Raw genomic sequence first — 22,632 nt, forward strand, 5'->3', positions numbered from 1 at the left:
TCACTCTGGATTGGCGGACCCTAGCGTCGGGACCCCCGCCTCATCAACACCCGGCAACAACTTTGGCATGGTACGCAGACGGACCGCAGCCCAGGCCGCAGCTTCCGCCAAGATGGCATCGGGGTCCTTGGCCAAACGCTCGACCTCGGGCAACAAAGCCGGATCGCCGCTATTCCCGATCGCTATCGCAACATTGCGCAGAAAACGGTCACGTCCGATGCGTTTGACAGGCGACCCCGCAAACCTGGCGCGAAAGCCTGCATCATCAAGACGCGACAGGTCGCGCAACGCAGGCGCTTCCAGATCGGCGCGGGCAGCGAGCTTCGCCTCGCGTCCTGCTTGCGCGAAACGATTCCACGGGCAGACGGCCAGGCAATCGTCGCAGCCATAGATGCGATTGCCTAAAGCTTCGCGGAATTCCTCGGGGATCGGGCCTTTATGCTCGATCGTCAGATAGCTGATGCAGCGTGTCGGCTGCAGCGTGTAGGGCGCGGTGATGGCCTCGGTCGGGCAGGCATCGATGCAGCGCCGACATGAGCCGCACCGGTCATCGTGAGAGCTGTCCGGTGACAGATCAAGTGTCGTATAAATTTCACCCAAAAACAGCCAGGAGCCGTGTTTGCGGGAGACGAGATTGGTGTGCTTGCCCTGCCAACCGAGCCCAGCTTGCTGCGCCAGCGGCTTTTCCATCACCGGCGCGGTATCGACAAAGACTTTCACCTGCGGCGTGCGCTCCCCCGCACGCGAAAGGACAAACTGCGCGAGGTGCTTCAGCTTTCCTTTGATAATGTCGTGATAGTCCCGGTTGCGGGCATAGACCGAAATATTGCCAGCCGTCTTATGGCCGAGCGTTGCCAGCGCATCGCCTTCCGGTGCGTAGCTCATGCCGAGAGAGATGACGCTGCGGACCTCTGGCCAAAGCCCGCGCGGGTCCGCGCGCTGCGCCATCCGCTCCGCCATCCAGCCCATCTCACCGTGATGGCCGGCGGACACGAGTTCGGCCAGACGCGCGCCCGCGGAAGGGGGCAGTTCAGCCCGCGCGAAACCCACCGCATCGAAGCCGAGCGCCTGCGCCTTGACGCGGATCTCGGCCTCAATGTCGGTGCGCGGCGTCATCCCCGGCCGCGATAGGTCGGCACGCCCTGGTCAGGCAGGAACACGCCCTCGGGCGGCTTGCCGGTCTGGTAAAACACGTCGATCGGAATGCCACCGCGCGGATACCAATAGGCGCCGATACGCAGCCAGCGCGGCGACAGCAGATCGATCAACCGCTGCGCGATCATCATGCTGCAGGCTTCATGAAAGGCGCCGTGATTGCGGAAGCTGGTCAGGAACAGCTTCAGCGACTTGCTCTCCACCAGCCATTCGCCGGGAATATAGTCGATAACGATATGGGCGAAGTCCGGCTGGCCCGTCATCGGGCAAAGCGAGGTGAATTCCGGCGCGGTAAAGCGCACGACGTAGTCCTGCCCCTGGTTCGGCGCGGGCACGCGTTCCAGCAGCGCATCCTCCGGCCGATCGGCCGGGCGCGCGTCCTGGCCAAGCTGCGTCAGACCCTCGTAGATCGATTCAGCCTTGGGCGACTTAGCCATCGTTCTGGTCTCCTTCCGCCCAACGGGCGCGGACGTCCGCGATATAGGCGTCGAGCCGTCCTTCGATAATGGCCGCACGGGCACCGGCGACCAGCGTTTGATAATAGGTCAGATTATGCCAGGTCAGCAGCATCGGCCCGAGCATTTCTTCCGCCCGGAACAGATGATGCAAATAGCCGCGCACATGGCGCTGACAGCCGAGGCAGGCGCAACCTGGGTCCAGCGGCTTGCCGTCATCGGCGAAGCGCGCGTTGCGCATGTTCAGAATGCCGCGCGACGTAAAGGCGCGGCCGGTGCGGCCCGCCCGCGTCGGCATGACGCAATCGAACATGTCGATGCCGCGCGCGATGGAGCCGAGCAGATCGTCCGGCGTGCCAACGCCCATCAGATAGCGCGGCTTGTCGGCGGGCATGATGTCCCAGGTCGCCTCGATCATGGCGAACATCATCTCCTGCCCTTCGCCGACCGCGAGGCCACCAAGCGCATAGCCCTCGAAGCCGATTTCCATCAGCGCCTCGATCGAGCGACGACGGAGATCGGGGAAGACGCTGCCCTGCACGATGCCGAACAGCCCGTAACCGTCACGCGGCACGAAAGCCGCGCGCGACAGGCCGGCCCAGCGCATGGACATTTCCATCGACGACTTGGCCTGTTCCTCCGTCACCGGAAAGGGCGGGCATTCGTCCAGCACCATGGTGATGGTCGCGTCCAGCTTGTGCTGGATCTGCACCGAGATCGCGGGCGTCAGCCGGTGCTTCGATCCGTCGAGATGGGATTGAAAGGTCACGCCGTCGGCGTCGAGCTTGCGCAGCCCCGCCAGCGACATGACCTGGAAACCGCCACTGTCGGTCAGAATCGGGCCCGACCAGTCCATCAGCTTATGCAGACCGCCGAAGGACGCGACCTTGTCCGCGCCCGGACGCAGCATGAGGTGATAGGTATTGCCGAGCACGATGCCGGCGCCGGTGGAACGCACGGCATCCGCCGTCATGCCCTTCACCGTCGCCGCCGTGCCGACCGGCATGAAGGTCGGGGTCGGCACATCGCCATGCGCGGTCTTCAGCGTGCCGGCGCGGGCATAGCCGTCACTCGCCGCTTTTTCCCAGGTCAGGCTCATGCCGCGCGCTCCAGCAAGGACGCATCGCCATAGGAGAAGAAGCGATAGCCTTGGCGTATGGCGTGGTCATAAGCGCTGCCCATGCGCTCCCGCCCCGCGAAAGCGGAGACGAGCATGAACAGCGTGGAACGCGGCAGGTGAAAATTGGTCATGAGCCGATCGACGATACGGAATTGATAGCCGGGAAGAATGAAGATGCTGGTGTCGCCCGCGAAAGCGCCGAGCGTGCCGTCCGCTGACGCCGCACTTTCCAGCAGGCGCAGGCTGGTGGTGCCGATAGCGACGACGCGGCCGCCGCCAGCCCGCGTGCGGTTGATAAGATCGGCGGTCTCAGCCGTCACGATGCCGCGCTCGGCATGCATGCGATGCTCGGTCACGTCATCGACGCGCACGGGCAGAAAGGTACCGACGCCGACATGCAGCGTGACGGTCGCACGTTTCACGCCACGCGCATCGAGCGCCGCCAGCAATGCGGGGGTGAAATGCAGCCCCGCCGTGGGGGCGGCGACCGCGCCATCCGGCTGGGCGAAAACGGTCTGATAGTCAGACGTGTCCTCCGGAGTCGGGCCGTCCGGCCGCTCGATATAGGGCGGCAAAGCCAATGCACCGGCCTGGGCCAGGGCGTGGGCGAAGGCATCCCCCTCTCGGTCGAAGCGCAGCGCGATGCTGCCATCCGCCCGGCGGTCGGCGACGGTCGCGGTTAGATCAGCGCCGTCGAAATCCAGCCGGTCGCCGTCATGCAGCCGCTTGGCGTTGCGGGCCAGCGCCTGCCAGGTGCCGTCGGCCAGCGGACGGTCCAGCGTGATGCCGATTCGCGCCTCACCGCGCTTGGCGGAAAGCTGGGCCGGGATGACGCGCGTATCATTGGCGACCAGGATATCGCCGGGCTGCAGCAGCCCGGGCAGGTCGCGCACGCTATGGTCGCCGAGCGCCGACGCGGTGACGTGCAGCAGCTTGGCCGCGTCGCGCGGCTTGACCGGGTGATGGGCGATGGACCCCGGCGGCAGATCGAAATCGAAATCGGAGAGGCGCACGGATGATCAGTCTTCGAGGTAGGAGGCGATCTCGATGAGATTGCCGTCCGGATCGCGGCAATAGACGGAACTCATCGGACCCAAGGCGCCCAGGCGTGGCACCGGCCCCTTCTCCACCGTCACACCGCAGCCAACCAGATGGCTGATGATGTCTTCGGTACCGACGCCGGTGATGAAGCAGATGGAGGCCGTGCCCGGACCCGCAGCCGCACCCGTATTCGTCGGGTCTTCGGACGCGGTGTAGAGGTTGATCTTCTGGCCGCCGAATTTGAGCGCGGTGCGGCCTTCCTGACCGAATTCCTCACGCTCCATGCCCAGCACGCGCTGAAACCAGGAGGCCGCGATTTCGACATCGCTGCAGGTGAGCGAGATATGATCAATCCGGTCGATGGTAAAACGCATGCCTCAAAGCCCTTCGATACGGGTGCCGGCAAAGCGGCTGAGCGCGGGCCATAGCGGAATAAGGCTGATGAGGGAATGTTTGGGGCGCGGGGCAGCATGTCCGCCTCCAAAAGCCTTGCTGAAATGTAGCTATGAGCGTAGCTACAACAAGGCTCCATCGGCAAAGGTTCCAGGATGGACATCGAATGGGATGAGGCCAAGCGGCGCAGCAATATCGCGAAGCATGGTCTCGATTTCATCGATGCCGATTTGATATTCCTCGGCGAGCATAAAATCGCCCAAGCACGGACAGTCAGCTGCGAAGAACGCTGGCTAGCGACCGGAATGATCCATGGCTTACGTGCTGCGGTGATCTTCACCATGCGCGGGCAGACAGTCCGGATCATCTCATTGCGGAGATCAAGACATGGCGAATGACGAAAACATCGTGAGATATACATCGGCCGAGCTAAAAGCGATGCGCGAGCGCGGCGAAAGCCAGACCGAATGGGAGCGCGTCCGTGCCAAGACGGAAGAACAACTAGCGCGTGATATCGCGTCTGATCCCGATTGGGCGGATATTCCGCGCGATTGGATGAAAGATGCCATCGCGGTCATGCCTGGACCGAAGCAACTGCTGTCGCTCCGGCTGGATCAGGACGTGGTGCAATGGTTCCGGGACCAGGGCCCAGGCTATCAGACGCGCATTAACGCCGTGCTGCGCGCCTTCGTGCAGGATCAAACCAAACGGCGCGCCTAGGCAGCACGACGCGACAAGCCTTATTCCTTGGGCGGCGACCGGCGGCGGAAGGCATCCAGGCTGACCACCTGCGGCGTCTCGGAAACCTCGGGGACAACCGGGGCGTCTTCGATCTCGCTCTCGACCTCGTCTTCGACCAGCATATCCTCGTCCTCGAAGGCGCGCGGCTGCATGCGCAGACCGAAGCGGACATGCGGATCGGCGAAGCCGATGATGGCGCCGGACGGGATAATGAGGGTTGCCGGAATGCCGGAGAAGGACAAGCCGACCGTCACCACCTCATCCTCGTCGATCTTCAAATCCCAGAATTGATGCTGAAGCACGATGGTCATCTCTTCCGGGTATTGCGCCGAAAGACGGGACGGGATCAGCACGCCGGGATAATCGGTGCGGAAGGTCAGGTAGAAATGATGAGCGCCGGGCAACCCATGCTCGGCCGCAAAGGCCAACGCACGGAGCGCCACCTGGCGCTGCGCCTCTTCAAACCAGCCGTCATACGGAAGCAGGCTGGGGGGCGGGTCGCTCGGCTCTTCTGTCACGCAATTCGTCTCCACATCAGCAGCACCCTGCGGCCCGCTCGGCCGCACGAAGACGGCCTTCAGAGGTTCGCATAGCGCGCTCGGCCAGAGAGGGCCAGACCAGCTGACATCAACCTGTCGAATTTAGGCAGTGTTGCGGGATTTAATAGGGGGCTTCTGTTGCCCGGTGCCCCCCGAACCGCGCTTGTCACTGCTTACGCAGCGATAGCGAATGCCTCATGGTTATCATTGGCATTTGTAAAATGACCCGATAACGGCGGTATCATGCCGAGCAAAAGATGTACCTTTACCGCGCGTGTCGAGCCTATTTCGCCCCCATGGGCCCCAGACCAAGGCCTGAGGTAAATGGTGGAGGCGCCGAGTACTGCCCCCGGGTCCACTACGCTTATTCCGAGCACCGTTTATCGCCATATCTGGCCACAGGGCCAGCGGATCGAATATAGGGCGCGGGACGTGTGAAGAGAAGAGGCATCCCGTGAGCGCCAGCGAAGACCAGACCATCGCGATACCCGCAGCTCCGGAGGCGACGCATACCACCCTGCGCGCCACGGTGCCCGCGCTGGAAGCCCGGCTCTATCAGCCCGTGGCGCTGCTCGACCATGGATTCGTCCGCGTCATCGACTATATGGGCGATGACCATGCCATCGTGCAGGCCGCCCGCGTCTCCTACGGGCGCGGCACCAAGAAGGTGAGCGAGGATACCGGGCTCATTCGCTACCTGATGCGCCACCGGCACACGACGCCCTTCGAGATGTGCGACATCAAGTTCCACGTGAAGCTGCCCATCTTTGTGGCGCGGCAGTGGATCCGGCACCGCATGGCGAGCGTGAACGAATATTCGGCGCGCTATTCCGTCATGGACCGGGAATTCTACATCCCCGAACCGGCGCAGCTCGCTGGCCAGTCCAAACTCAACCGCCAGGGCCGCGACGCGATCCTGGAGGGCGAGGACGCAGCCCGCGTGCTGGCACTGTTGCGCTCCGATGCCGAGCAGACCTACGACAATTACGAGTGGATGCTGAACGAGGGCAGCGCCGACAAGCCGGCCGACCCCGAGCGCATGGGTCTTGCCCGCGAACTCGCGCGGATGAACCTGACGCTCAACACCTATACGCAATGGTACTGGAAGACGAACCTTCACAGCCTCTTCCATTTCCTCTCGCTGCGCGCCGATCCCCACGCGCAATACGAAATCCGCGTCTATGCCGAAGCGATGCTCGACATCGTCGCGGCCTGGGTGCCGGTCGCCCATCAGGCCTTCCTCGACTACCGGATGGGGGCTGTGACCTTCTCCGGCCCGATGCTGGCCGTGCTGCGTCGCATGCTGAGCGGCGAAACGATCGCGCAGGCCGATAGCGGCCTATCCGTCCGCGAATGGCGGGAAATGATGGCGAGCCTTGAGATCGCGCCCAGCTGAACAGACGGCAATCCCTGCGACTTCATGATGACATGGCAAGGGTCGTTGACCCCGGCCTGGCTTTGCCGCATGCACCCTGCGCGAACGTGACGGAGGCCCCCGATGGCCAAGACGACCGACCTGACCCATGCCAATAGCCTGATCGGCCGGCGCTTGCTGCTGGCCGGTGCCGCTGCCGGCCTGGCTTTGCCGGCCTTGCCCGCTTTCGCGGATACAACCGCACCAGCGGTCTTGGGCACGGAGACCGAGGGCAAGCCTTGGACGCTCGCGCGCTATACACAGGCGATGGCCGAGTCGGACCGCCCGACGACGATCTCCCAGAATGAATTCGATGCCATCCAGGCGCGCAAGCCGGCCGCCATGGCGCTCATCAAAAGCTATCTGACGCAGCATTTCGGCTCGGCCGACCCGGCCGTGCTCGCCGCCTTTCAGCAGGTGCCGCGAGAATACTACCATTATATGTATCAGGAACATCTGGCGGCGCCGTCTGAGGCCTATGAGGCTGAGCCCAAACCCTGGGCCATCGGCTGGGGCTCCGCGCTGTCGGATTATCTCGGCCAGGCCTATATGACCCAGCTTCTGGCGCCGAAGCCGGGGATGGTATCGCTTGAAGTCGGCACCGGCAGCGGCTTCCAAAGCTCGCTTCTGTCCCGCATCGTCGATCACGCCTATTCGATCGAAATCATCGAGCCGCTGGGCAAAGCCGTCTCTCATATCTTCAAGCCGCTGGGCTATGACAATGTCACCACCCGCGTCGGCGACGGCTATTACGGCTGGCCGGAAGTCAAGGATGGTTTCGACGTCATCATCGTCACCTGCGCCGCGGAATTCGCGCCGCCGGCCTTGTTCGCGCAGCTGAAACCAGGCGGCAAGATGATCATCCCGATCGGCCAGCCCTTCAAGCGTGGACAGGTCCTGTATGTCTACCACAAGGACGAGAACGGAAAGATCCACTCCCGCCGCGACGTCGGCGTCTTCTTCATTCCGATGACCGGCGCCATCCAGAAGCAGCCGAAAGCGACCTGACGCGTCCGCCGCGCGCGCGATAGGGCGGACAGCAACCGCCCTTCGCCGCTCATTTCATTTGCGCGGTTAAACCACATTTATTGTCGCCAGCGCGTCAACGAGGCATCGACCCGGCTGGCGTTGTCAGGCAGCATTGTCGCATTAACCCGCCCGCTGACACCGCCCGCCCTACCCGAACGCGAGGAAGAGCCCGCCAGATGTCGATCCATGCTGCGCTGACGCATCGCACGACCTATACCTATGACAGATTGGTCAATCTTGGCCCTCAGACCATTCGGCTGCGCCCCGCCCCGCATTGTCGTACCCCTATTCTCTCCTATTCGCTGAAGATCTCGCCCGAACCGCATTTTCTGAATTGGCAGCAGGACCCGCAGGGCAATTTCCAAGCCCGTGTCGTCTTCCCCGAGAAGGTGCAGAATTTCGAGGTTCTGGTCGATCTCGTCGCCGATATGGCGACGATCAACCCCTTCGATTTCTTCATCGAGCCCGAGGCCGAGTTCTTCCCCTTCGCCTATGATCCGGTCTTGACCGAGGAACTGGCGCCTTTCCGCAAGATAACGCCGCCCGGTCCGGAACTGCTGCAGCTTCTGGCGGCGATCCCCCAGGATAAGAAAAAGACCGTCGATTTTCTGGTCGAGATCAACCAGCTGCTGGCCAGCCGCATCGCCTATATCGTGCGGTTGGAGCCGGGCGTCTGGACGCCGGAGGAAACGCTGACGAAGGCGACCGGCTCCTGCCGCGACAGCGCCTGGGTGCTGGTGCATCTGCTGCGCCATCTGGGTTTCGCCGCCCGATTCGTCTCAGGCTATCTCATCCAGCTGGTCGCCGATCAGAAGCCCGTCACCGGCCCCGCAGGCCCAACCGAGGATTTCACCGATCTGCACGCCTGGGCGGAGGTCTATCTGCCGGGCGCCGGCTGGATCGGCTTCGACGCGACCTCGGGCCTGCTGGCGGGCGAAGGCCATATTCCGCTGGCCGCGACGCCGGAACCTGCGTCGGCCGCACCGATCGAAGGCCTGATCGAGGAATGCGAAACCACCTTCGATTTCGAAATGAAGGTCGCGCGCATCAGCGAGACCCCGCGCACCACCAAACCCTATGATGACGCCACCTGGCAGGAGATTCTGCGCGCCGGCGCCCGCGTCGATCGCGCGCTGCTCGCCTCCGAAGTCAGGCTGTCGATGGGCGGCGAGCCGACCTTCGTCTCGGCCTCGGACTTCGATGCCGATGAATGGACGGTCGATGCGCTGGGCCCGACCAAACGACGCATGGCCGGACGGCTCATGCGGCGCCTTGCCCCGCTCTGGGCGCCGGGGGCGGCGCTGCAATACGGGCTCGGCAAGCACTATCCGGGCGAGCAGCTGCCGCGCTGGGCCTTGCATTGCCATTGGCGTAAGGACGGCGAACCGGTCTGGCTCAATCCCGATCTTCTTGCCTCCGACGACGATACCGGTGACGCGACGCCGGCCGATGCGGCGCAATTCGCGGCCCTTCTCGCCGAGCGGCTGGGCCTGGACCCGGCGCTGGTCATTCCGGCCTATGAGGATATCCACTACTTCCTGTGGCGGGAAAAACGCCTGCCCGCGAATGTCATCGTGGAAGACGCCAAGCTGAAGGACCCGTTGGAGCGCGCGCGGCTTGCCCGCGTCTACGGCCAGGGGCTGGCCGCCTCGGTCGGCAGCGTGCTGCCGCTGCGCCGCGTGGTGGATGGGGCAAACCTGCGCTGGGAGAGCGGCAAATGGTTCTTCCGCGATGGGCCGATGTTCCTGGTCCCCGGCGACAGCCCGGTCGGTTTCCGCCTGCCGCTGGAAAGCCTGCCCTGGGCTGATCCCTCCCACCTGCCTTACGAGACCGCGCGTGATCCCTTCGCGCCGGTCACGGCGCTGCCGCCGCATCCGCGACGGGACCGGCAGTTCCGGCTCCCGGTCGATGCCGGCACCGGCGCCCCCGGATACGGCACCTATGGCTCCGCCGCCAATTACGGCGCGGCCGGCTACGGCGCGGCCGGTTACGGCCTGGCTGGTTATGGGTCCGGTGCGAATGGTTATGGCGCGATCCCGGGCCAGAGGGTGTCGCAGGACCCGGATTGGGACCGCGAGCGCCCACGCGTCGGCCGGGAGGAGAGCGGGCTGGTCCGCACCGCCATGGCCATCGAAGCGCGCGGCGGCATGATCCATGTCTTCTTCCCGCCGCTGTATGAGGCGGAAGACTGGATCGATCTCGCCGCCGCCATCGAGGCGACGGCCGAGGAGATGGGCCGCAAGATCTTCCTGGAAGGCTATCAGCCGCCCTCCGATTCGCGCCTGTCCAGCTTCTCGGTCACGCCTGACCCCGGCGTCATCGAAGTCAACGTCCACCCGGCCGCGCATTGGGCCGAACAGGTGGAGCGTACCGAACAGCTGTATGAAATCGCCCGCGAAGAAGGCTTGGCGACCGAGAAATTCATGCTCGACGGCCGCCATATCGGCACCGGCGGCGGCAATCACGTCGTCATGGGCGGTATGGAAGTAGCGGAAAGCCCCTTCCTGCGCCGGCCGGATTTGCTGAAGTCGCTGCTCGGCTTCTGGCAGAACCATCCGAGCTTGTCCTACCTCTTCAGCGGCCTGTTCATCGGCCCGTCCTCGCAGCATCCGCGCATCGACGAAGCACGGATGGATAGTCTGAACGAGCTCGATGTCGCCTTCGGCCAGGTCAGTCCCTTCAAGGAAACGCCGCCCTGGCTGACCGACCGTCTGTTCCGCAATGTGCTGGCCGATATGACCGGCAATACGCATCGGACGGAATTCTCGATCGACAAGATGTATGCGCCGGAAGGCATTGGCGGCCGGCGCGGTCTGGTCGAATTCCGCGCCTTCGAGATGCCGCCGCATGCGCAGATGTCGCTGACGCAGGTTCTGCTGATGCGCTCGGCGATCGCGGCTTTCTGGCAGAAACCCTATGAGCGTCCGACGATCCGTTGGGGGGCGCGCCTGCATGACGAATTCATGCTGCGCCATTATGTCCAGCAGGATCTGCAGGACGCGCTGCTCGATCTTGGCGATCTCGGATTCCCGATCCCGGCCGCGTGGTTCGCGCCGCATATGGAGTTTCGCTTCCCCGTCATCGGCTCCGTCAGCGTGCATGGCACCGAGCTTGAGGTGACGCATGCGCTGGAACCCTGGCACACCCTGGCCGAAGACCCGGCAGCGGGGGGCACCGTGCGCTACGTCGATAGCTCGCCCGAGCGCCTTCAGGCCAAGGTGACAGGCTGGGTCGCGGAACGCTTCATCCTGTCCTGCAACGGGGCGGCGGTGCCGCTGCACGCGACCGATACTTTGGGCGAATATGTCGGCGCGGTGCGCTTCAAGGCCTGGAACCCGCCGAGTGCGCTGCACCCGACGATCAAGGCCCAGTCGCCGCTGGTCTTCGACATCTATGATCGCTGGAGCGGCCGGTCGCTCGGCGGGCTGACGCATTACGTCTCCCATCCCGGCGGGCTCAGCTACGATCGCTTCCCGATCAATGCGAATGAGGCCGAAGCCCGGCGTCGGTCAAGGTTCAGCGTCAATCGCCATAGCGCGGGGCCGATGCAGGAGCCGCGCGGTTGGGCGGGCCGCGAACATCCGCGCAGTCTGGATTTGCGTGCCTTTGCTTGAACAGGCCATAAGCTGTCCAAAATCATGACTGCGATGAGATGAACCTGTCCGGGCTCCGTGAAGGCGTTGATGAGATGGTGGATGGCACACGCCATGTCCGCCCTCATTGGCGCGCGGTGCTCGGCGGGCTTTCGATGCTCTCCGACAGCCTCGCCAACCGCCAGCGGCGGCTGGATCAGGCCTTTGAGGACGAGGGCGTGCGCAGCATCCTGCCCGGCGCGCCGCTGGACGGCGCGAACGAGGGCGACGGGCTGTGGCGCTGCGACCCCATTCCGCTGCCGATCTCGGCGCAGGAATTCATGGAATTGGAACAGGGGCTGAGCCAGCGGGCGAGCCTGTTCGAGGCATTGCTCGACGATTTATACGGTCGGCAGACCGCGTTGGCGGAAGGGCTGCTGCCGCCAGCACTCGTCTTCAACAATCCGGGCTTTCTCCGCGCCTGTCACACGCAGCCGACGGCCGATCACCCCAAGCTCAACTTTTATGCCGCCGACCTTATTCGCGGGCCGGACGGACAATGGCGCGTGCTCAGCGACCGCACGGCCGGTGCGGCGGGCGCTGGGATGGCGCGCGAAAACCGCCGGATTCTTTCCCGCGTCGTGCCGGAGATGTTCCGCTCCGTGCAAATCCGTCCGCTGCGGCCCTTTTTCGATCTCTGGCAGGATGCCCTGGTTAAGGCAGCCCCGCCCGGACGGCTGCATCCGAATGTGGCTTTGCTGACGCCCGGTCCCGGCAGTCCGCAATGGCTGGAACATATGCTGCTGAGCCAGGAACTGTCCTGCAGCCTGGTCGAAGGCGGTGACCTCACCATCCGTGGCGGCATCGTCTACCTCAAGATGCTCAACGGGCTGCACCGGATCGATGTCATTCTGCGGCGCATGAGCGGCCGCATGCTCGATCCGTTGGAACTCAATTCCGGCAGCCTGCTTGGCGTGCCGGGCCTGATGGATGCGGTGCGCGCCGGCACTGTGCGGGTCGTCAATCATCCCGGTTCGGGCCTCACGGAAGCGCCCGCGATCCCGCATTTCCTGCCTGGCCTGGCGCAGCATTTCCTGGGCGAGCCGTTGCGCCTGCCGAGTGTCGAGACCGTGTGGCTGGGTGACGCCGCCGGGCGGGCCAGGGTCGAGGCCGACCCGACCAGCTGGCACTTCCTGCCGGCCGTGGGCGGCAATGTCACGCTATGGCGGCCGCAGGACATGGCGCCTGCCGAGCGCGCGCTGCTGTTCAAGAAGATCGCAGCCCAGCCGCAGGACTACGCGGCCATGCTGGCGGTATCACCCTCCCTCGCGCCCTGTGCGCGTGGCAATGAACTGGTGCCGCAGCCGATCGTGCTGCGCCTGTTCCTGGTCAAAAACGGTGGCCATTGGCATGCCATGCCGGGCGGACTCGCGCGGCATATGGAGCCAGGCCAGCTCACAGGCCAATTGCCGGCGCGCGGTATCTCGAAGGACGTTTGGGTTCTGGCGGAGGGGATGGAGAATATCGTCGGTCCCGCCGCCGTGCCGCAGACGACCCTCGCCGTCCGCCGCACCTTCGGCGAACTGCCCAGCCGCACCGCCGATAACATGTTCTGGCTCGGTCGCTATATCGAGCGGCTGGAGACGGCGGCCCGGTTGACGCGCGCGATCATTCTGCGTCTTGGACGCAATCCGCCGATGCCGCGGGAACATCTGGAACTGCAGCTGCTTGATGCCTGCCTCGCGGCCGCACATCTCACGGACCCCGACCATTCCAGCAAAGGGTCGCCCACGGCCGCCGCCATCGTCGCCATGACGCGGGAAAACGGCCCCATCGGCCGGCTGCTCAGCCAGGCGGGAAGGTTGACCGGGTTGGTGCGCGACCGCCTGACCGGCGAAATGTATGCCGCCTTCATGCATATGCTGCGCGCCGCGACTGATGAGATCGCTGAGAGCGGCGGCAAGCTCGACGGTCTTGCCCATGCCATGGCAAGCATCCAGCGCTTCTCGACGGTCGTCGCCGGCCTTGCCGCCGAAAACATGGTGCGCGGCGGCAGTTGGATCTTTCTTGATATGGGCCGGCGGGTGGAACGTGCCGTGCTCACGGCGGACAGCCTCGCCATCGTCTTGGATCAGCCGGAACCGCGATGGGAGCTGGGCCTGCGCCTGGCGCTGGAGATTTGCGACTCGGCCATCACCTATCGCAGCCGCTATTTCACGACCTTGCAGGCGGGACCGGTGCTGGACCTCGTCATCGCCGACGACAGCAATCCGCGTGCGCTGGCCTTCCAGCTCGCCACGCTCAACCGGCTTCTGCACAGTATCGGCGACGGTGGCGATGACCGCGTCACCGCGCAGGCCGAAGCCTTGCTACAGTCGACGCAGGACATCGTCACCGATGTTCTGACGGCACAGGAAAACGCGGCCTCGCTCGCCGCCGTGCCGGATCAGCTGCACGCGCTGGCCGAAGGCATTCGCGGGCTGTCCGACCTCATCTTCCGCCGCTACTTCGCGCTCCTGCCCATGCCCCGCGCGGTGGGCGTGGAACAGGAAGACGAAGCCCCGCTGTTGCGCGGCGCGGCCTGATCGGCCCAGCAACATGCGGTTCAAACTTCGCCACACCACCAGCTACAGCTATGACGAGCAGGTCGATCTCGCGAGCCATATGCTGCATCTCAGCCCGCGCAGCCTGCCCTGGCAGCAGGTCACCGACGTCGCCATCCATTGCGACCCGACCCCGGCGCGCACAGCACAGGCGATCGATCATTTCGGCAATCGCGTCGAATGGATCTTCATCGAGGAGCCGCATGACCGGCTGGAGGTGACGGCGGTCTCCGAAATCGATGTCGCCTTCCCCAAGGCGCCTGAACCGGAAGCGACGCCGCCCTGGGAGACGGTCGCGGCGGAGGCGGCGGCCGGCGGCCTCCATGCCTGGGAAGCCGCCGAATTCACCTTCGCCGGCCCCCTGGTGCCGAACGATCAGGGCGCCGGCCCCTATGCGGCTGAATCCTTTCCGCCGGGGCGACCGATTCTTGCCGGGCTGATCGATCTCAATGCCCGGATCAAGCGGGACTTCGCCTTCCGGCCGCTCAGCACGACCATCACCACCTCGGTGGCCCGCGTCATGGCGCAGCGCGCGGGCGTCTGCCAGGATTTCGCGCATCTCATGATCGCCGGGCTGCGCAGCCTCGGCCTGCCGGCGCGCTATACCTCGGGCTATATCCGCACCTATCCGCGGCCGGGCCAACCCCGCCGCATCGGCTCGGACGTCTCCCACGCCTGGGTCGGCGCCTGGCTCGGCTCGGCTCTCGGATGGGTCGATCTGGATCCCACCAACAACCTTATCGTTCGTGACGAGCATGTCGTGCTCGGCTGGGGACGGGAATTCAGCGATGTTTCGCCGCTGCGTGGCATCATCCTGGGCGGCGGTCCGCACGGCTTGGACGTCTCGGTCGACCTTGAGCCGCTTGAGGATTGAGAGCGCTTGCAGGACAGGTTTTTCCGCGACACGGCGCGTGATGCTGGCGCAGACAAGCGGGTCAGGGCATTCTGGCTTATGGCTGACGAATCCGCATCCCCTTCCGTCGAAGTGCGCGACTACGGACCCGACCACTTGCTGTATCGTGTGGCCGTGCCGCCGGCCGCCATGCCGCCGGTTCTCCTGAAAGAGCTTGAAGCGGCCTGGGATGCCGCGCGCGCCCATTCCCTTTCGGCCAATTGGGGCGCTCAGCGCAGCTTTCGCTTCCAGAAGTCCGACGGGCAGATCGCCGATTTCGATCTGACGGACCGTGACGCGCGCTGCTGGGCCGGCGCCGTCGATGACGTGACCAATCTGGCGACGCTCGGCGGCGTTTCGCTTTGCCTGCGTCTGCTGGCCCTGGTCCAGCTTCTGGCGACGGCCCCTTGGGCCAAGCTCTATTTGTCATCGAAACGAGATGGCACGCGGATCGACCCTGCGCTGATGCGGGCGGCGGCGCGGGCGGATCTGACCGATGACGCCCGATTCGATGAAGTCTCCCTTCGCCGCAATCTGCCCGTGCGGCTTTCCGACCGCGATGGCGGCCAGACCTTTACTGGAGTCTCTGCATGAGCCCGACCACCGCTTCCCGCCGTCTCAGACAGAGCCTTGCCACACTGGCCGCTCTGGCCTTGCCGCTCGGCCTGCTGGCCGCCTGCGCGGAGGCGCCGCAACAGTCCCGCAGCGAGCAGTCGCAGTATGACGCTTGCCACCGCATCGCGGATCAGGTGGTGACCCATGCCAATGCCGATGCGCTGGCACAAAGCGACCCGACCAGCTCGCCTTTCGCCGCCACGTCCACCTTGCCCAATTCGACCAATGCGCTGGCGATCGAGCATCAGCGCCAGGACGTGATGACGGATTGCATGCGCCATCTCGACACGCAGCCCGCCAATGTCGGGGATATCACAGCGACGCCGCAGGGCGGCGCTACGGGCCAGCCGATCACGCCGCCCCCCGCGGACCTGGCGGAACCGACCGGCAGCGATCTCACCAAGCCGCCGATCCTGCCGCCCGCCCAGTAAGCCAGGGCGACAAGCCGCACAAAAGGCGAGTCCCGACCGGGACTCGCCTTTTGTGTTTTACGGCGAAAGCTGCGTCGGCTGGCCGCCGGGTGGCGGCGTCAGGGACTGGCTTTGAATCGCGCCACTCGGCGGCATCGCCTGGGCTCCCGGCGAGGGGGCACCCGGCGAGGGCTGCTGATATTGCTGCTGATCCTGGTACGGCGCCGGGCCGTTGCTTGTCAGGGGCTGTGGCGGTGGCATGCCGCCATAGGCGTTACCACCGGCCACGGGCGTGCTGGACGGGACAGGCGGCGCGCCATGTTCCCTTGCCCAAAGCGGGTCACCGAGATCGAGCTGCTTCGGCGTCGTATTGGTGGCGGTCAGCGCGCCGGCGCCAGCGCCGACAGCGGCACCGACGACAATGCCGATCGGACCACCGATGATGCCGATTGCGGCCCCCGTGCCGGCACCGGTCGCGACCCCACCGGACGTTCGCCCGGGATTGCTCGATCCGCAGGCCGTCAAAAAACCCACTGCGGCCAAGGCCAGACTGTAACGGATCGTGAGCTTGCTTGTCATGCTGACCCTTCTAAGGTTGGGATCTGCCTCTTCCCTTCAGGCATTCCGAACCCATTGTCGAGTAAGCCGAACGGAAGAAGCGTTTCAGGGTGCTGCCATGGATTGAGGCGGCACATGTCAAAAGGAGGAATCGCGATGGCGCAATTCGACTTGAAGGGGCTGCCGCAGCGCCCTGCCTGGGTACAGGAATTTCAGGCTTTCATCATGCGGGGCAATGTTATCGACCTCGCGGTCGGTATCATCATCGGTGCCGCTTTCACGGGGATTGTCAGCAGCCTCGTCAAAGACATCCTCAATCCGATTCTGGGTCTGATCGTGGGCGGCATCGATTTCAGCAATCTGTTCCTGACGCTGAAGGGTCCGCATGTGGCGACGCTGGCCGATGCGCAGAAGGCCGGCGCGGTGACGATGAATTTCGGCCTGTTCATCAATGCCGTGATCAATTTCCTGATCGTGGCCTTCGCTATCTTCTGGCTGGTGAAGATGATTTCCAAGCTCCACAGCAAGCCTGAAGCCGCTCCCCCGCCGGGGCCTACGCCCAGCGAAGTGCTGCTGACGGAAATCCGGGATCTGTTGAAGGCGCAGGAAGGTCTGGCTGGGCCGACCGTCGTCAGCCCGAAGTTGATCGACCCGACCTGACGGCCGATGGCTGGGTGTGGGCGCGCTTACTGTGCGCCTGCACCGAAGCCCACGAAACCGGCCGACGCGTTGGGGGAACCGGAACCGCCGGAAGACGTCGGTGCGCTCTCGGCAAAGCTGGTCGTGCTGGCGGACGGGCGGGCCGCGACCGTCTGATAAGATTTCGACTTGCCGGTCTTTGCCTTAGCCGCCGGTTGCGGCGCATCGAAAAAGCCGACCGGCGTGGTGACCGTCTTCTGATCCTTGGAGCTGAGGCCCAGCGTATTCGCCGGCGGCTGGGCCATCGGGCCCTGCGCATCGGTGATGTCGCCGCCACCGGCATGCAGCAAGGTCACGAGCAGGAAGGTAATGCTGTTGCGGGCGAGGGAGACCGAGAGGTCGATCGGCGTCTGCCCCACGGCATCCGTCGCACTCAGATCGGCGCCGCGCGAGAGCGCATCGCGCGCGGCCGTGATGTCGCCGCGGTTGATCGCGTCGAACAGCTCGTCATTCGGGGAAAGCAGGGTCGCGTCGATCGTGCCCTGATTGACCGGGCCGGACCGGCGCGCACCGGGCAGACCGGCGACGGACGGCTGCGCCGCCTGACCACCATTGCCGCCTTGCACGACGGGACCCATGGAGGTCGGTTGAGGAAGGGCCGCCTGGGCCATCGCGGAATGGCCCGGCAGGGTCGCGGCCGCGACGAGGCCGATGAGCAAGCCGGGCGCAACCCGCGTGATGATCCGACTGGTCATATCTTAATCGTCTGCTCCGTCCCGGAAAGCGGAGGGCAAAGGCCGGCCCCGTCTTTCGCGTTATGATGGCGTCCGCTGCAGGCAAGATCAGCCGAAAGCGGGGTTCAGCCACCAAAATCCTACATTGAGATAGGCTCCATAGCAGAGCCAGAGCAGAGAAGGGAGTAACAATGCGCCCGCAAAGCGGTGCCGATACCAAAAAGCATAGGTAGTGGCGGAAGCGGTGCCGATCAGCAGGAGCATGACGACAAGCCCGGCCCCCGGCGAGTGCAATCCAAAAAAGACCGGTGCCCAGAGCGCGATGAGCGCGATTTCCCAAGCCCAGAGCCGAAGAGCCGCCCGCGGGCTGAGGCGCCAGGGGTCCATTTGGCGCCATAACACCCAGGCCGCGATACCAAGGCTGACATCGGCCAAGGCCCAGATCAGGGAAAAGACGTGACTCGGCGCGGTAAAGGGGGGCCGACGCAGCGAAAGATACCAATGCGTCAAAGCATGGTCAGCGACACCCGAGGCCGCCACCTGCACCAGCAGAGACAGACCCACGAATCCGACCAATCCCAGGATCTGGCCGCCACGGCTGTGGCCGCCGCCGAATTGCCCCAAATTCTGGAAAACACGCCCCCTTCCGTGCGCAAGCGTTGCTTTTGCCGGAGCTTAGGGGGCGATTATGAAGCTTGGAAGACCGTCATGACAGAAAGCGGACGGGTGAGCGGCTCAACCCGTCGTGATCGCTGTCAGCGCAGGTTGCGGTCAGGCGCGCTGGCTGCGATTGCCGGACCGTTGAAATCCGGTGCGGCGGCCAATTGGACGCTCTGCGTGAACAGCGCGTTGTTATGACGGCGCTGCGCGGGGCTGCGCAGATCCGCCGGCGGGCGATCGCCCAGCGCGATTTGCGGCGCCGGCCCGTTGGACGCCATCAGGGTCGCCGGGGCGCCATGCGCATAGATGAACCCGTAGGTCGGGTAGACGGACCCGTAGGTGGCGGCGTGGCCGAGCGCCATGCGCACCGCCGTCCAGTCGTTATTCGGAGAGACGTCGACGACGGAAATATCCGAGGAAACGCCGCCACGCACGAAGCCGGGGCCGCCCCAATTGGCCTGAGTGATCAGGATTTCACGACGGTTGACCACTTCCTGCACGACAGCGACATGGCCGAGGCGCATGCGGCCATTGGCGCGGAAATTCAGCACGCTGCCGGCCTCGGGGCTCTGGCCACGCTCATAACGGCCGGCGGCCTCGTTCCACCAGGTAAAGGCATTGCCGGAGAGCGAAATGCCGGAAACCTGGCGGGCATAGGGCACGCATTCCAGGTAACCGTGATGATAGACGCCGTCGCCGTAGAGCGCGACCGCATTGCGGGTGCGCCAGATCGTACGGGTATAAAGCTTGCCGTGACGGCGATAGCTGTAGCTGACCCGCTCCTTCGTCGCATGGCCATGCGCATTCGCGGACGCAACGGCATTGCCATGATGGCGATCGTTATGCGCGATTACGCGGCCATGATGCTTACTGCTCGCGACGCGCGTCGTCCCATGCTTGTGGGATGCGGCAGCATGCAGATGGTGGTCAACTTTGTGTGTGTGTGCGAAAGCCGAGACGGAAACCAGCGATGAGCCTGCAACCAAAAATGATGCAAAAACACAGACTTTTCTGAGCATGTTCTGCATCGGTTTAAGGGCCATCCGTCTGAGGGTCTTCATCAGTTCGTGAGACCGGGGTAACGGAGCCGTGTTTCCCTGACAACCGCAGATCGACAAAAATGCATGTCAAGGCGCGTTTTAGACGAATTTCGCTACAGAACGTGATGGGTTTTTAGGATCAAATTCCTAAAAACTACCCCTGACAGACTTGAACGCGGTTCAAGACGCCCACCAACCGTGAGAATTCCAGATTCGGGTGCAGTGCAGCAAAACGGTCGGGCAAGGGAAATCGGCCACAGACGGCCAGATGGGTTCAGCACGAAACGGGTCCGATGCGGGTCCCGATCGGCAGACACAGAGCCGCCGCGCACGGCCGCTCTGTGTCGTCAGGCGGTTACTTGCAGGCAGTGACCATGATTTCGACGAGGTGCTTGTCATCGGCCATATTGGCTTCGACACAGGCGCGGGCCGGCGCCATGCCTTCCGGCAGCCAAGCCTGCCACACGGCATTCATGGCCGGGCGATCGGTGATGTGCTTCAGCCAGATCTGGGCGGTCAGCAGGCGGGTCTTGTCGGTGCCGTGCAGTTCCAGCAGCTCATCGATCTGAGCCAGGACTTCTTCGGTCTGACCGGTCACGTCCTTGTCGAGGTCCTGGCCCGTGCAGCCCTGGAGGTAGACGAAGCCGTGATATTCAACAGCGGCCGACAGGATCGGGCCGGCATTGGTGCGGAGAATCTTGCTCATGAGAAATCCTCGGAGGTGAGAATAAAGCGCGCGGCGGTTGCGCGCCCTGGCGACCTATAGCGCCCTTCCCGCCGCCGCGCGACGTGCCGTCAGACGGAAACCGGGCGCAAAACGGTCGAAGGCGAGACAAGCTCCTGCTGCGCGGCGATCAGCGCAATCTCGCGCTGCCCCAGTTCGGCCGTCCGGCGCAGGATGCCGAAAATGGCGGAACCCGCCGCACTCAAAGCGTCCGCCGCCGATTTCCCTTGCAGCGTATGGACCAGGAAAAGTGCCGCGACGGCGTCACCCGCGCCATTGACCGACAATGGCAGCAGCGGCGCACGAAGCCGATGATAGTCTCCGCCCTCGGCCGCCAGCATATCCAACTGGTCGTCCGGCGTTTCCGGCGTGCGCAGGCTGGTCACCAGCACGCGGCGCGGGCCGCGGGCCTGCAATGCCGCGACGGCATCTTTGACGCCTGCCAGCGTATCGCAGGGCAGACCGGTAAGATGGCGCAACTCGAACAAATTCGGCGTCAGGATATCGGCGGCCGGGACGATCTGGTCCCGCATCAGCTCGGCAATCCCCGGGCGCACATAGACGCCGGTATCATCGTCGCCGATCACGGGGTCCGCGCAATAGATCGCGCGCGGGTTCGCGGCCTGCAGCCGGGCACGCGCATACAGCACGGCCTCGGCCACCTGCGGATCGCCGAGATAGCCTGACAGCAGCGCGTCGCAGCGCGGCAGCGCTCCCCGCTCCTCGATACCGGTCACGACCTCGCGGATCAGGTCCGGCGGCAGCACGCTGCCGCGCCAGCTGCCGTAGCCGGTATGGTTCGAGAACTGGACCGTATTGATGGCCCAGACCTCCGCCCCCAGGCGCTGCATGGGGAAGACGGCGGCGGCATTGCCGACATGCCCGTAGGAGACCCAGGACTGAATCGAGAGAATGTTCATGACATTCTGACTAACACGGGTTTGTGCGGCGGCTGAGAGGCGCCTGCGCCATACGCGCCATGAAGCCGCCTCATGTCGGTTTCAGTCTCCCGCTCGTCAGCGGTGGCAAGAATCACTCGCCCCCCCATATGCCGCCCGACTAAGCCGGTCGTCACCGAGTTTTGCCCCCTCCAGCTGAGGACGCTTCCATGGCGCGCACGCCGCTTCTGTTCCAGCCCATCAGTTTTCGGGGCGTCACCGCCCGCAATCGCATCGCGGTCTCGCCCATGTGCCAGTATTCGGCGAGCGACGGCGTGCCGAACGACTGGCACATCCAGCATCTGGGCGCCCGGGCCATGGGCGGCGCCGGCATCGTCTTTACCGAGGCGAGCGCGGTTTCGGCCGTCGCCCGCATTACGCCGAACGATCTCGGTCTCTATAATGATACGCAGCAGGCGGCTTATGCGCGCCTGGCTGCGCTGATCACGCTGGGCGGCGCCGTGCCGGGCATTCAGATCGCCCATGCCGGCCGCAAGGGTAGCTGCACCCGTCCCTGGGAAGGTGATCGCTATATCCCGGTCGCCGAAGGCGGCTGGCAGTCGGAAGGCCCGACCGAGCAAGGCTTTTCGGAGACGAAGGACCCGGAGCCTCATGCCCTGACGCCGGCCGAAATCGGCACCGTCGCGGCGCAATTCGCGGGCACCGCACGGCGGGCGCTGGCCGCCGGCTTCAAGATCGCCGAAATCCACGCCGCCCACGGTTATCTGCTGCATTCCTTCCTGTCGCCCATCAGCAATACCCGCAGCGACGCCTATGGCGGCGACGTGCGCGGCCGTGCCCGCATGCTGATGGAAGTGCTGGACGCGGTGCGGGCCGTCTGGCCGACCGAACTGCCGCTTTTCGTGCGCCTGTCCTGCTCGGACTTCATTCCCGGCGGTCTGACGCCCGACGGCGATATCCTCACCATCGCGCGCATGATCGCGGCGCGCGGCGACGTCGATCTTATCGATTGCTCGGCCGGCGGCATTTCGCCCGAGCAGAAAATTCCCTCGCTGCATCCCGGCTATCAGGTGCCCTTCGCGGAGATCATCCGCCGCGAAGCCGGGATCGCGACCGGCGCGGTCGGGCTGATCGAACAGCCCACCCATGCCGCTGAAATCATCGCCAACGAGCGGGCCGATATCGTTCTGCTCGCTCGTGCGGTGTTAGCCGATCCTGCCTGGCCCCTGCGCGCGGCGCGGCGTCTGGGGGTGGAGGTCGACCTGCCCGGTCCCTACGGACGGGCGACGGTCCACGAATAGCAGGCGGCCGGAACGATAGTCACAGGATGACATATCGTTTCTAATATGAAATAAAATGACGACCTCGCACCGGGTCGCTCCCTACCCAAGGATGAAAG

Annotated in this window: 23 protein-coding genes and 1 other RNA gene; 11 read left to right on the forward strand and 13 right to left on the reverse strand. The window is 64.6% G+C overall.

The window, feature by feature from the left end; genetic code table 11:
• From queG to ACELLULO517_RS03555, 5 genes are read right to left on the reverse strand one after another with little or no spacing between them, the layout of a single operon-like run.
• Complete coding sequence (gene queG / locus ACELLULO517_RS03535; protein ID WP_227305884.1) at positions 1-1,116, reverse strand: tRNA epoxyqueuosine(34) reductase QueG; 1,116 nt, start codon at positions 1,114-1,116, stop codon at positions 1-3.
• Positions 1,113-1,592, reverse strand: a complete 480-nt coding sequence (queF, locus tag ACELLULO517_RS03540) for a preQ(1) synthase (RefSeq protein WP_227305885.1) — start codon at positions 1,590-1,592, stop codon at positions 1,113-1,115. The genes queG and queF overlap by 4 nt, the downstream gene beginning before the upstream one ends.
• Positions 1,585-2,709, reverse strand: a complete 1,125-nt coding sequence (gene tgt, locus ACELLULO517_RS03545; RefSeq protein ID WP_227305886.1) for a tRNA guanosine(34) transglycosylase Tgt — start codon at positions 2,707-2,709, stop codon at positions 1,585-1,587. The genes queF and tgt overlap by 8 nt, the downstream gene beginning before the upstream one ends.
• A complete protein-coding gene (gene queA / locus ACELLULO517_RS03550; RefSeq protein WP_227305887.1) occupies positions 2,706-3,743 on the reverse strand; it encodes a tRNA preQ1(34) S-adenosylmethionine ribosyltransferase-isomerase QueA in 1,038 nt (345 codons plus the stop codon). The genes tgt and queA overlap by 4 nt, the downstream gene beginning before the upstream one ends.
• A gap of 6 nt (positions 3,744-3,749) precedes the next feature.
• Complete coding sequence (locus ACELLULO517_RS03555; RefSeq protein ID WP_227305888.1) at positions 3,750-4,145, reverse strand: VOC family protein; 396 nt, start codon at positions 4,143-4,145, stop codon at positions 3,750-3,752.
• Between the two features lie 174 nt (positions 4,146-4,319).
• Between ACELLULO517_RS03555 and ACELLULO517_RS03560 the strand changes: the two genes are divergently transcribed.
• A complete protein-coding gene (locus ACELLULO517_RS03560) occupies positions 4,320-4,562 on the forward strand; it encodes a BrnT family toxin (RefSeq protein ID WP_227305889.1) in 243 nt (80 codons plus the stop codon).
• Positions 4,552-4,884 (forward strand): BrnA antitoxin family protein, encoded by a 333-nt coding sequence (locus tag ACELLULO517_RS03565; protein ID WP_227305890.1) that lies wholly within the window; start codon positions 4,552-4,554, stop codon positions 4,882-4,884. The genes ACELLULO517_RS03560 and ACELLULO517_RS03565 overlap by 11 nt, the downstream gene beginning before the upstream one ends.
• A gap of 20 nt (positions 4,885-4,904) precedes the next feature.
• Here ACELLULO517_RS03565 and ACELLULO517_RS03570 read toward each other — a convergent pair whose 3' ends face one another.
• On the reverse strand, positions 4,905-5,423 hold the full coding sequence (locus ACELLULO517_RS03570; protein WP_227305891.1) for an SspB family protein: 519 nt from the start codon (positions 5,421-5,423) through the stop codon (positions 4,905-4,907).
• Positions 5,424-5,567: 144 nt separating this feature from the next.
• Positions 5,568-5,892: a transfer-messenger RNA gene (gene ssrA / locus ACELLULO517_RS03575) on the reverse strand.
• A 6-nt stretch (positions 5,893-5,898) separates the two neighbouring features.
• Here ssrA and thyX point away from each other — a divergent pair.
• The 7 genes from thyX (at position 5,899) to ACELLULO517_RS03610 (ending at position 16,000) form a co-directional block, all read left to right on the forward strand.
• Complete coding sequence (thyX, locus tag ACELLULO517_RS03580; protein ID WP_227305892.1) at positions 5,899-6,840, forward strand: FAD-dependent thymidylate synthase; 942 nt, start codon at positions 5,899-5,901, stop codon at positions 6,838-6,840.
• 102 nt (positions 6,841-6,942) lie between these two features.
• Positions 6,943-7,866 (forward strand): protein-L-isoaspartate O-methyltransferase family protein, encoded by a 924-nt coding sequence (locus ACELLULO517_RS03585; RefSeq protein WP_227305893.1) that lies wholly within the window; start codon positions 6,943-6,945, stop codon positions 7,864-7,866.
• 197 nt (positions 7,867-8,063) lie between these two features.
• Entirely contained in the window at positions 8,064-11,501 is a 3,438-nt protein-coding gene (locus ACELLULO517_RS03590; protein ID WP_227305894.1) for a transglutaminase family protein, read from the forward strand.
• Positions 11,502-11,539: 38 nt separating this feature from the next.
• Positions 11,540-14,044, forward strand: a complete 2,505-nt coding sequence (locus ACELLULO517_RS03595) for a circularly permuted type 2 ATP-grasp protein (protein ID WP_227305895.1) — start codon at positions 11,540-11,542, stop codon at positions 14,042-14,044.
• Between the two features lie 13 nt (positions 14,045-14,057).
• Entirely contained in the window at positions 14,058-14,936 is an 879-nt protein-coding gene (locus tag ACELLULO517_RS03600) for a transglutaminase family protein (protein ID WP_227305896.1), read from the forward strand.
• Positions 14,937-15,014: 78 nt separating this feature from the next.
• Positions 15,015-15,548 (forward strand): hypothetical protein, encoded by a 534-nt coding sequence (locus ACELLULO517_RS03605; RefSeq protein WP_227305897.1) that lies wholly within the window; start codon positions 15,015-15,017, stop codon positions 15,546-15,548.
• Positions 15,545-16,000 (forward strand): hypothetical protein, encoded by a 456-nt coding sequence (locus tag ACELLULO517_RS03610; RefSeq protein WP_227305898.1) that lies wholly within the window; start codon positions 15,545-15,547, stop codon positions 15,998-16,000. Before ACELLULO517_RS03605 ends, ACELLULO517_RS03610 begins: the two co-directional genes overlap by 4 nt.
• Before the next feature lie 57 nt (positions 16,001-16,057).
• Here ACELLULO517_RS03610 and ACELLULO517_RS03615 read toward each other — a convergent pair whose 3' ends face one another.
• Positions 16,058-16,558 carry a hypothetical protein gene (locus ACELLULO517_RS03615; protein WP_227305899.1) on the reverse strand — a complete coding sequence of 167 codons (501 nt, stop codon included), beginning with the start codon at positions 16,556-16,558 and terminating at the stop codon, positions 16,058-16,060.
• 135 nt (positions 16,559-16,693) lie between these two features.
• On the opposite strand from ACELLULO517_RS03615, the gene mscL reads away from it, so the two are divergent.
• Entirely contained in the window at positions 16,694-17,197 is a 504-nt protein-coding gene (gene mscL, locus ACELLULO517_RS03620) for a large conductance mechanosensitive channel protein MscL (protein WP_227305900.1), read from the forward strand.
• Positions 17,198-17,223: 26 nt separating this feature from the next.
• Here the strand turns inward: mscL and ACELLULO517_RS03625 are convergent, their stop codons facing one another.
• The 5 genes from ACELLULO517_RS03625 to pdxY form a co-directional block, all read right to left on the reverse strand.
• Entirely contained in the window at positions 17,224-17,931 is a 708-nt protein-coding gene (locus tag ACELLULO517_RS03625; protein WP_227305901.1) for a hypothetical protein, read from the reverse strand.
• 87 nt (positions 17,932-18,018) lie between these two features.
• Entirely contained in the window at positions 18,019-18,474 is a 456-nt protein-coding gene (locus ACELLULO517_RS03630; protein ID WP_227305902.1) for a TspO/MBR family protein, read from the reverse strand.
• A gap of 191 nt (positions 18,475-18,665) precedes the next feature.
• Complete coding sequence (locus ACELLULO517_RS03635; RefSeq protein WP_227305903.1) at positions 18,666-19,613, reverse strand: CHAP domain-containing protein; 948 nt, start codon at positions 19,611-19,613, stop codon at positions 18,666-18,668.
• Between the two features lie 352 nt (positions 19,614-19,965).
• Positions 19,966-20,316 carry a RidA family protein gene (locus ACELLULO517_RS03640; protein WP_227305904.1) on the reverse strand — a complete coding sequence of 117 codons (351 nt, stop codon included), beginning with the start codon at positions 20,314-20,316 and terminating at the stop codon, positions 19,966-19,968.
• Positions 20,317-20,405: 89 nt separating this feature from the next.
• The gene (pdxY, locus tag ACELLULO517_RS03645; RefSeq protein WP_227305905.1) at positions 20,406-21,254 is read right to left on the reverse strand and encodes a pyridoxal kinase PdxY; all 849 of its coding nucleotides are present in this window, start codon (positions 21,252-21,254) and stop codon (positions 20,406-20,408) included.
• Between the two features lie 188 nt (positions 21,255-21,442).
• On the opposite strand from pdxY, the gene ACELLULO517_RS03650 reads away from it, so the two are divergent.
• A complete protein-coding gene (locus ACELLULO517_RS03650; protein WP_227305906.1) occupies positions 21,443-22,534 on the forward strand; it encodes an NADH:flavin oxidoreductase/NADH oxidase in 1,092 nt (363 codons plus the stop codon).
• Positions 22,535-22,632: the final 98 nt, after the last annotated feature.

The sequence above is a fragment of the Acidisoma cellulosilyticum genome, assembly GCF_020621385.1.
Taxonomy (GTDB): Bacteria; Pseudomonadota; Alphaproteobacteria; order Acetobacterales; family Acetobacteraceae; genus Acidisoma; species Acidisoma cellulosilyticum.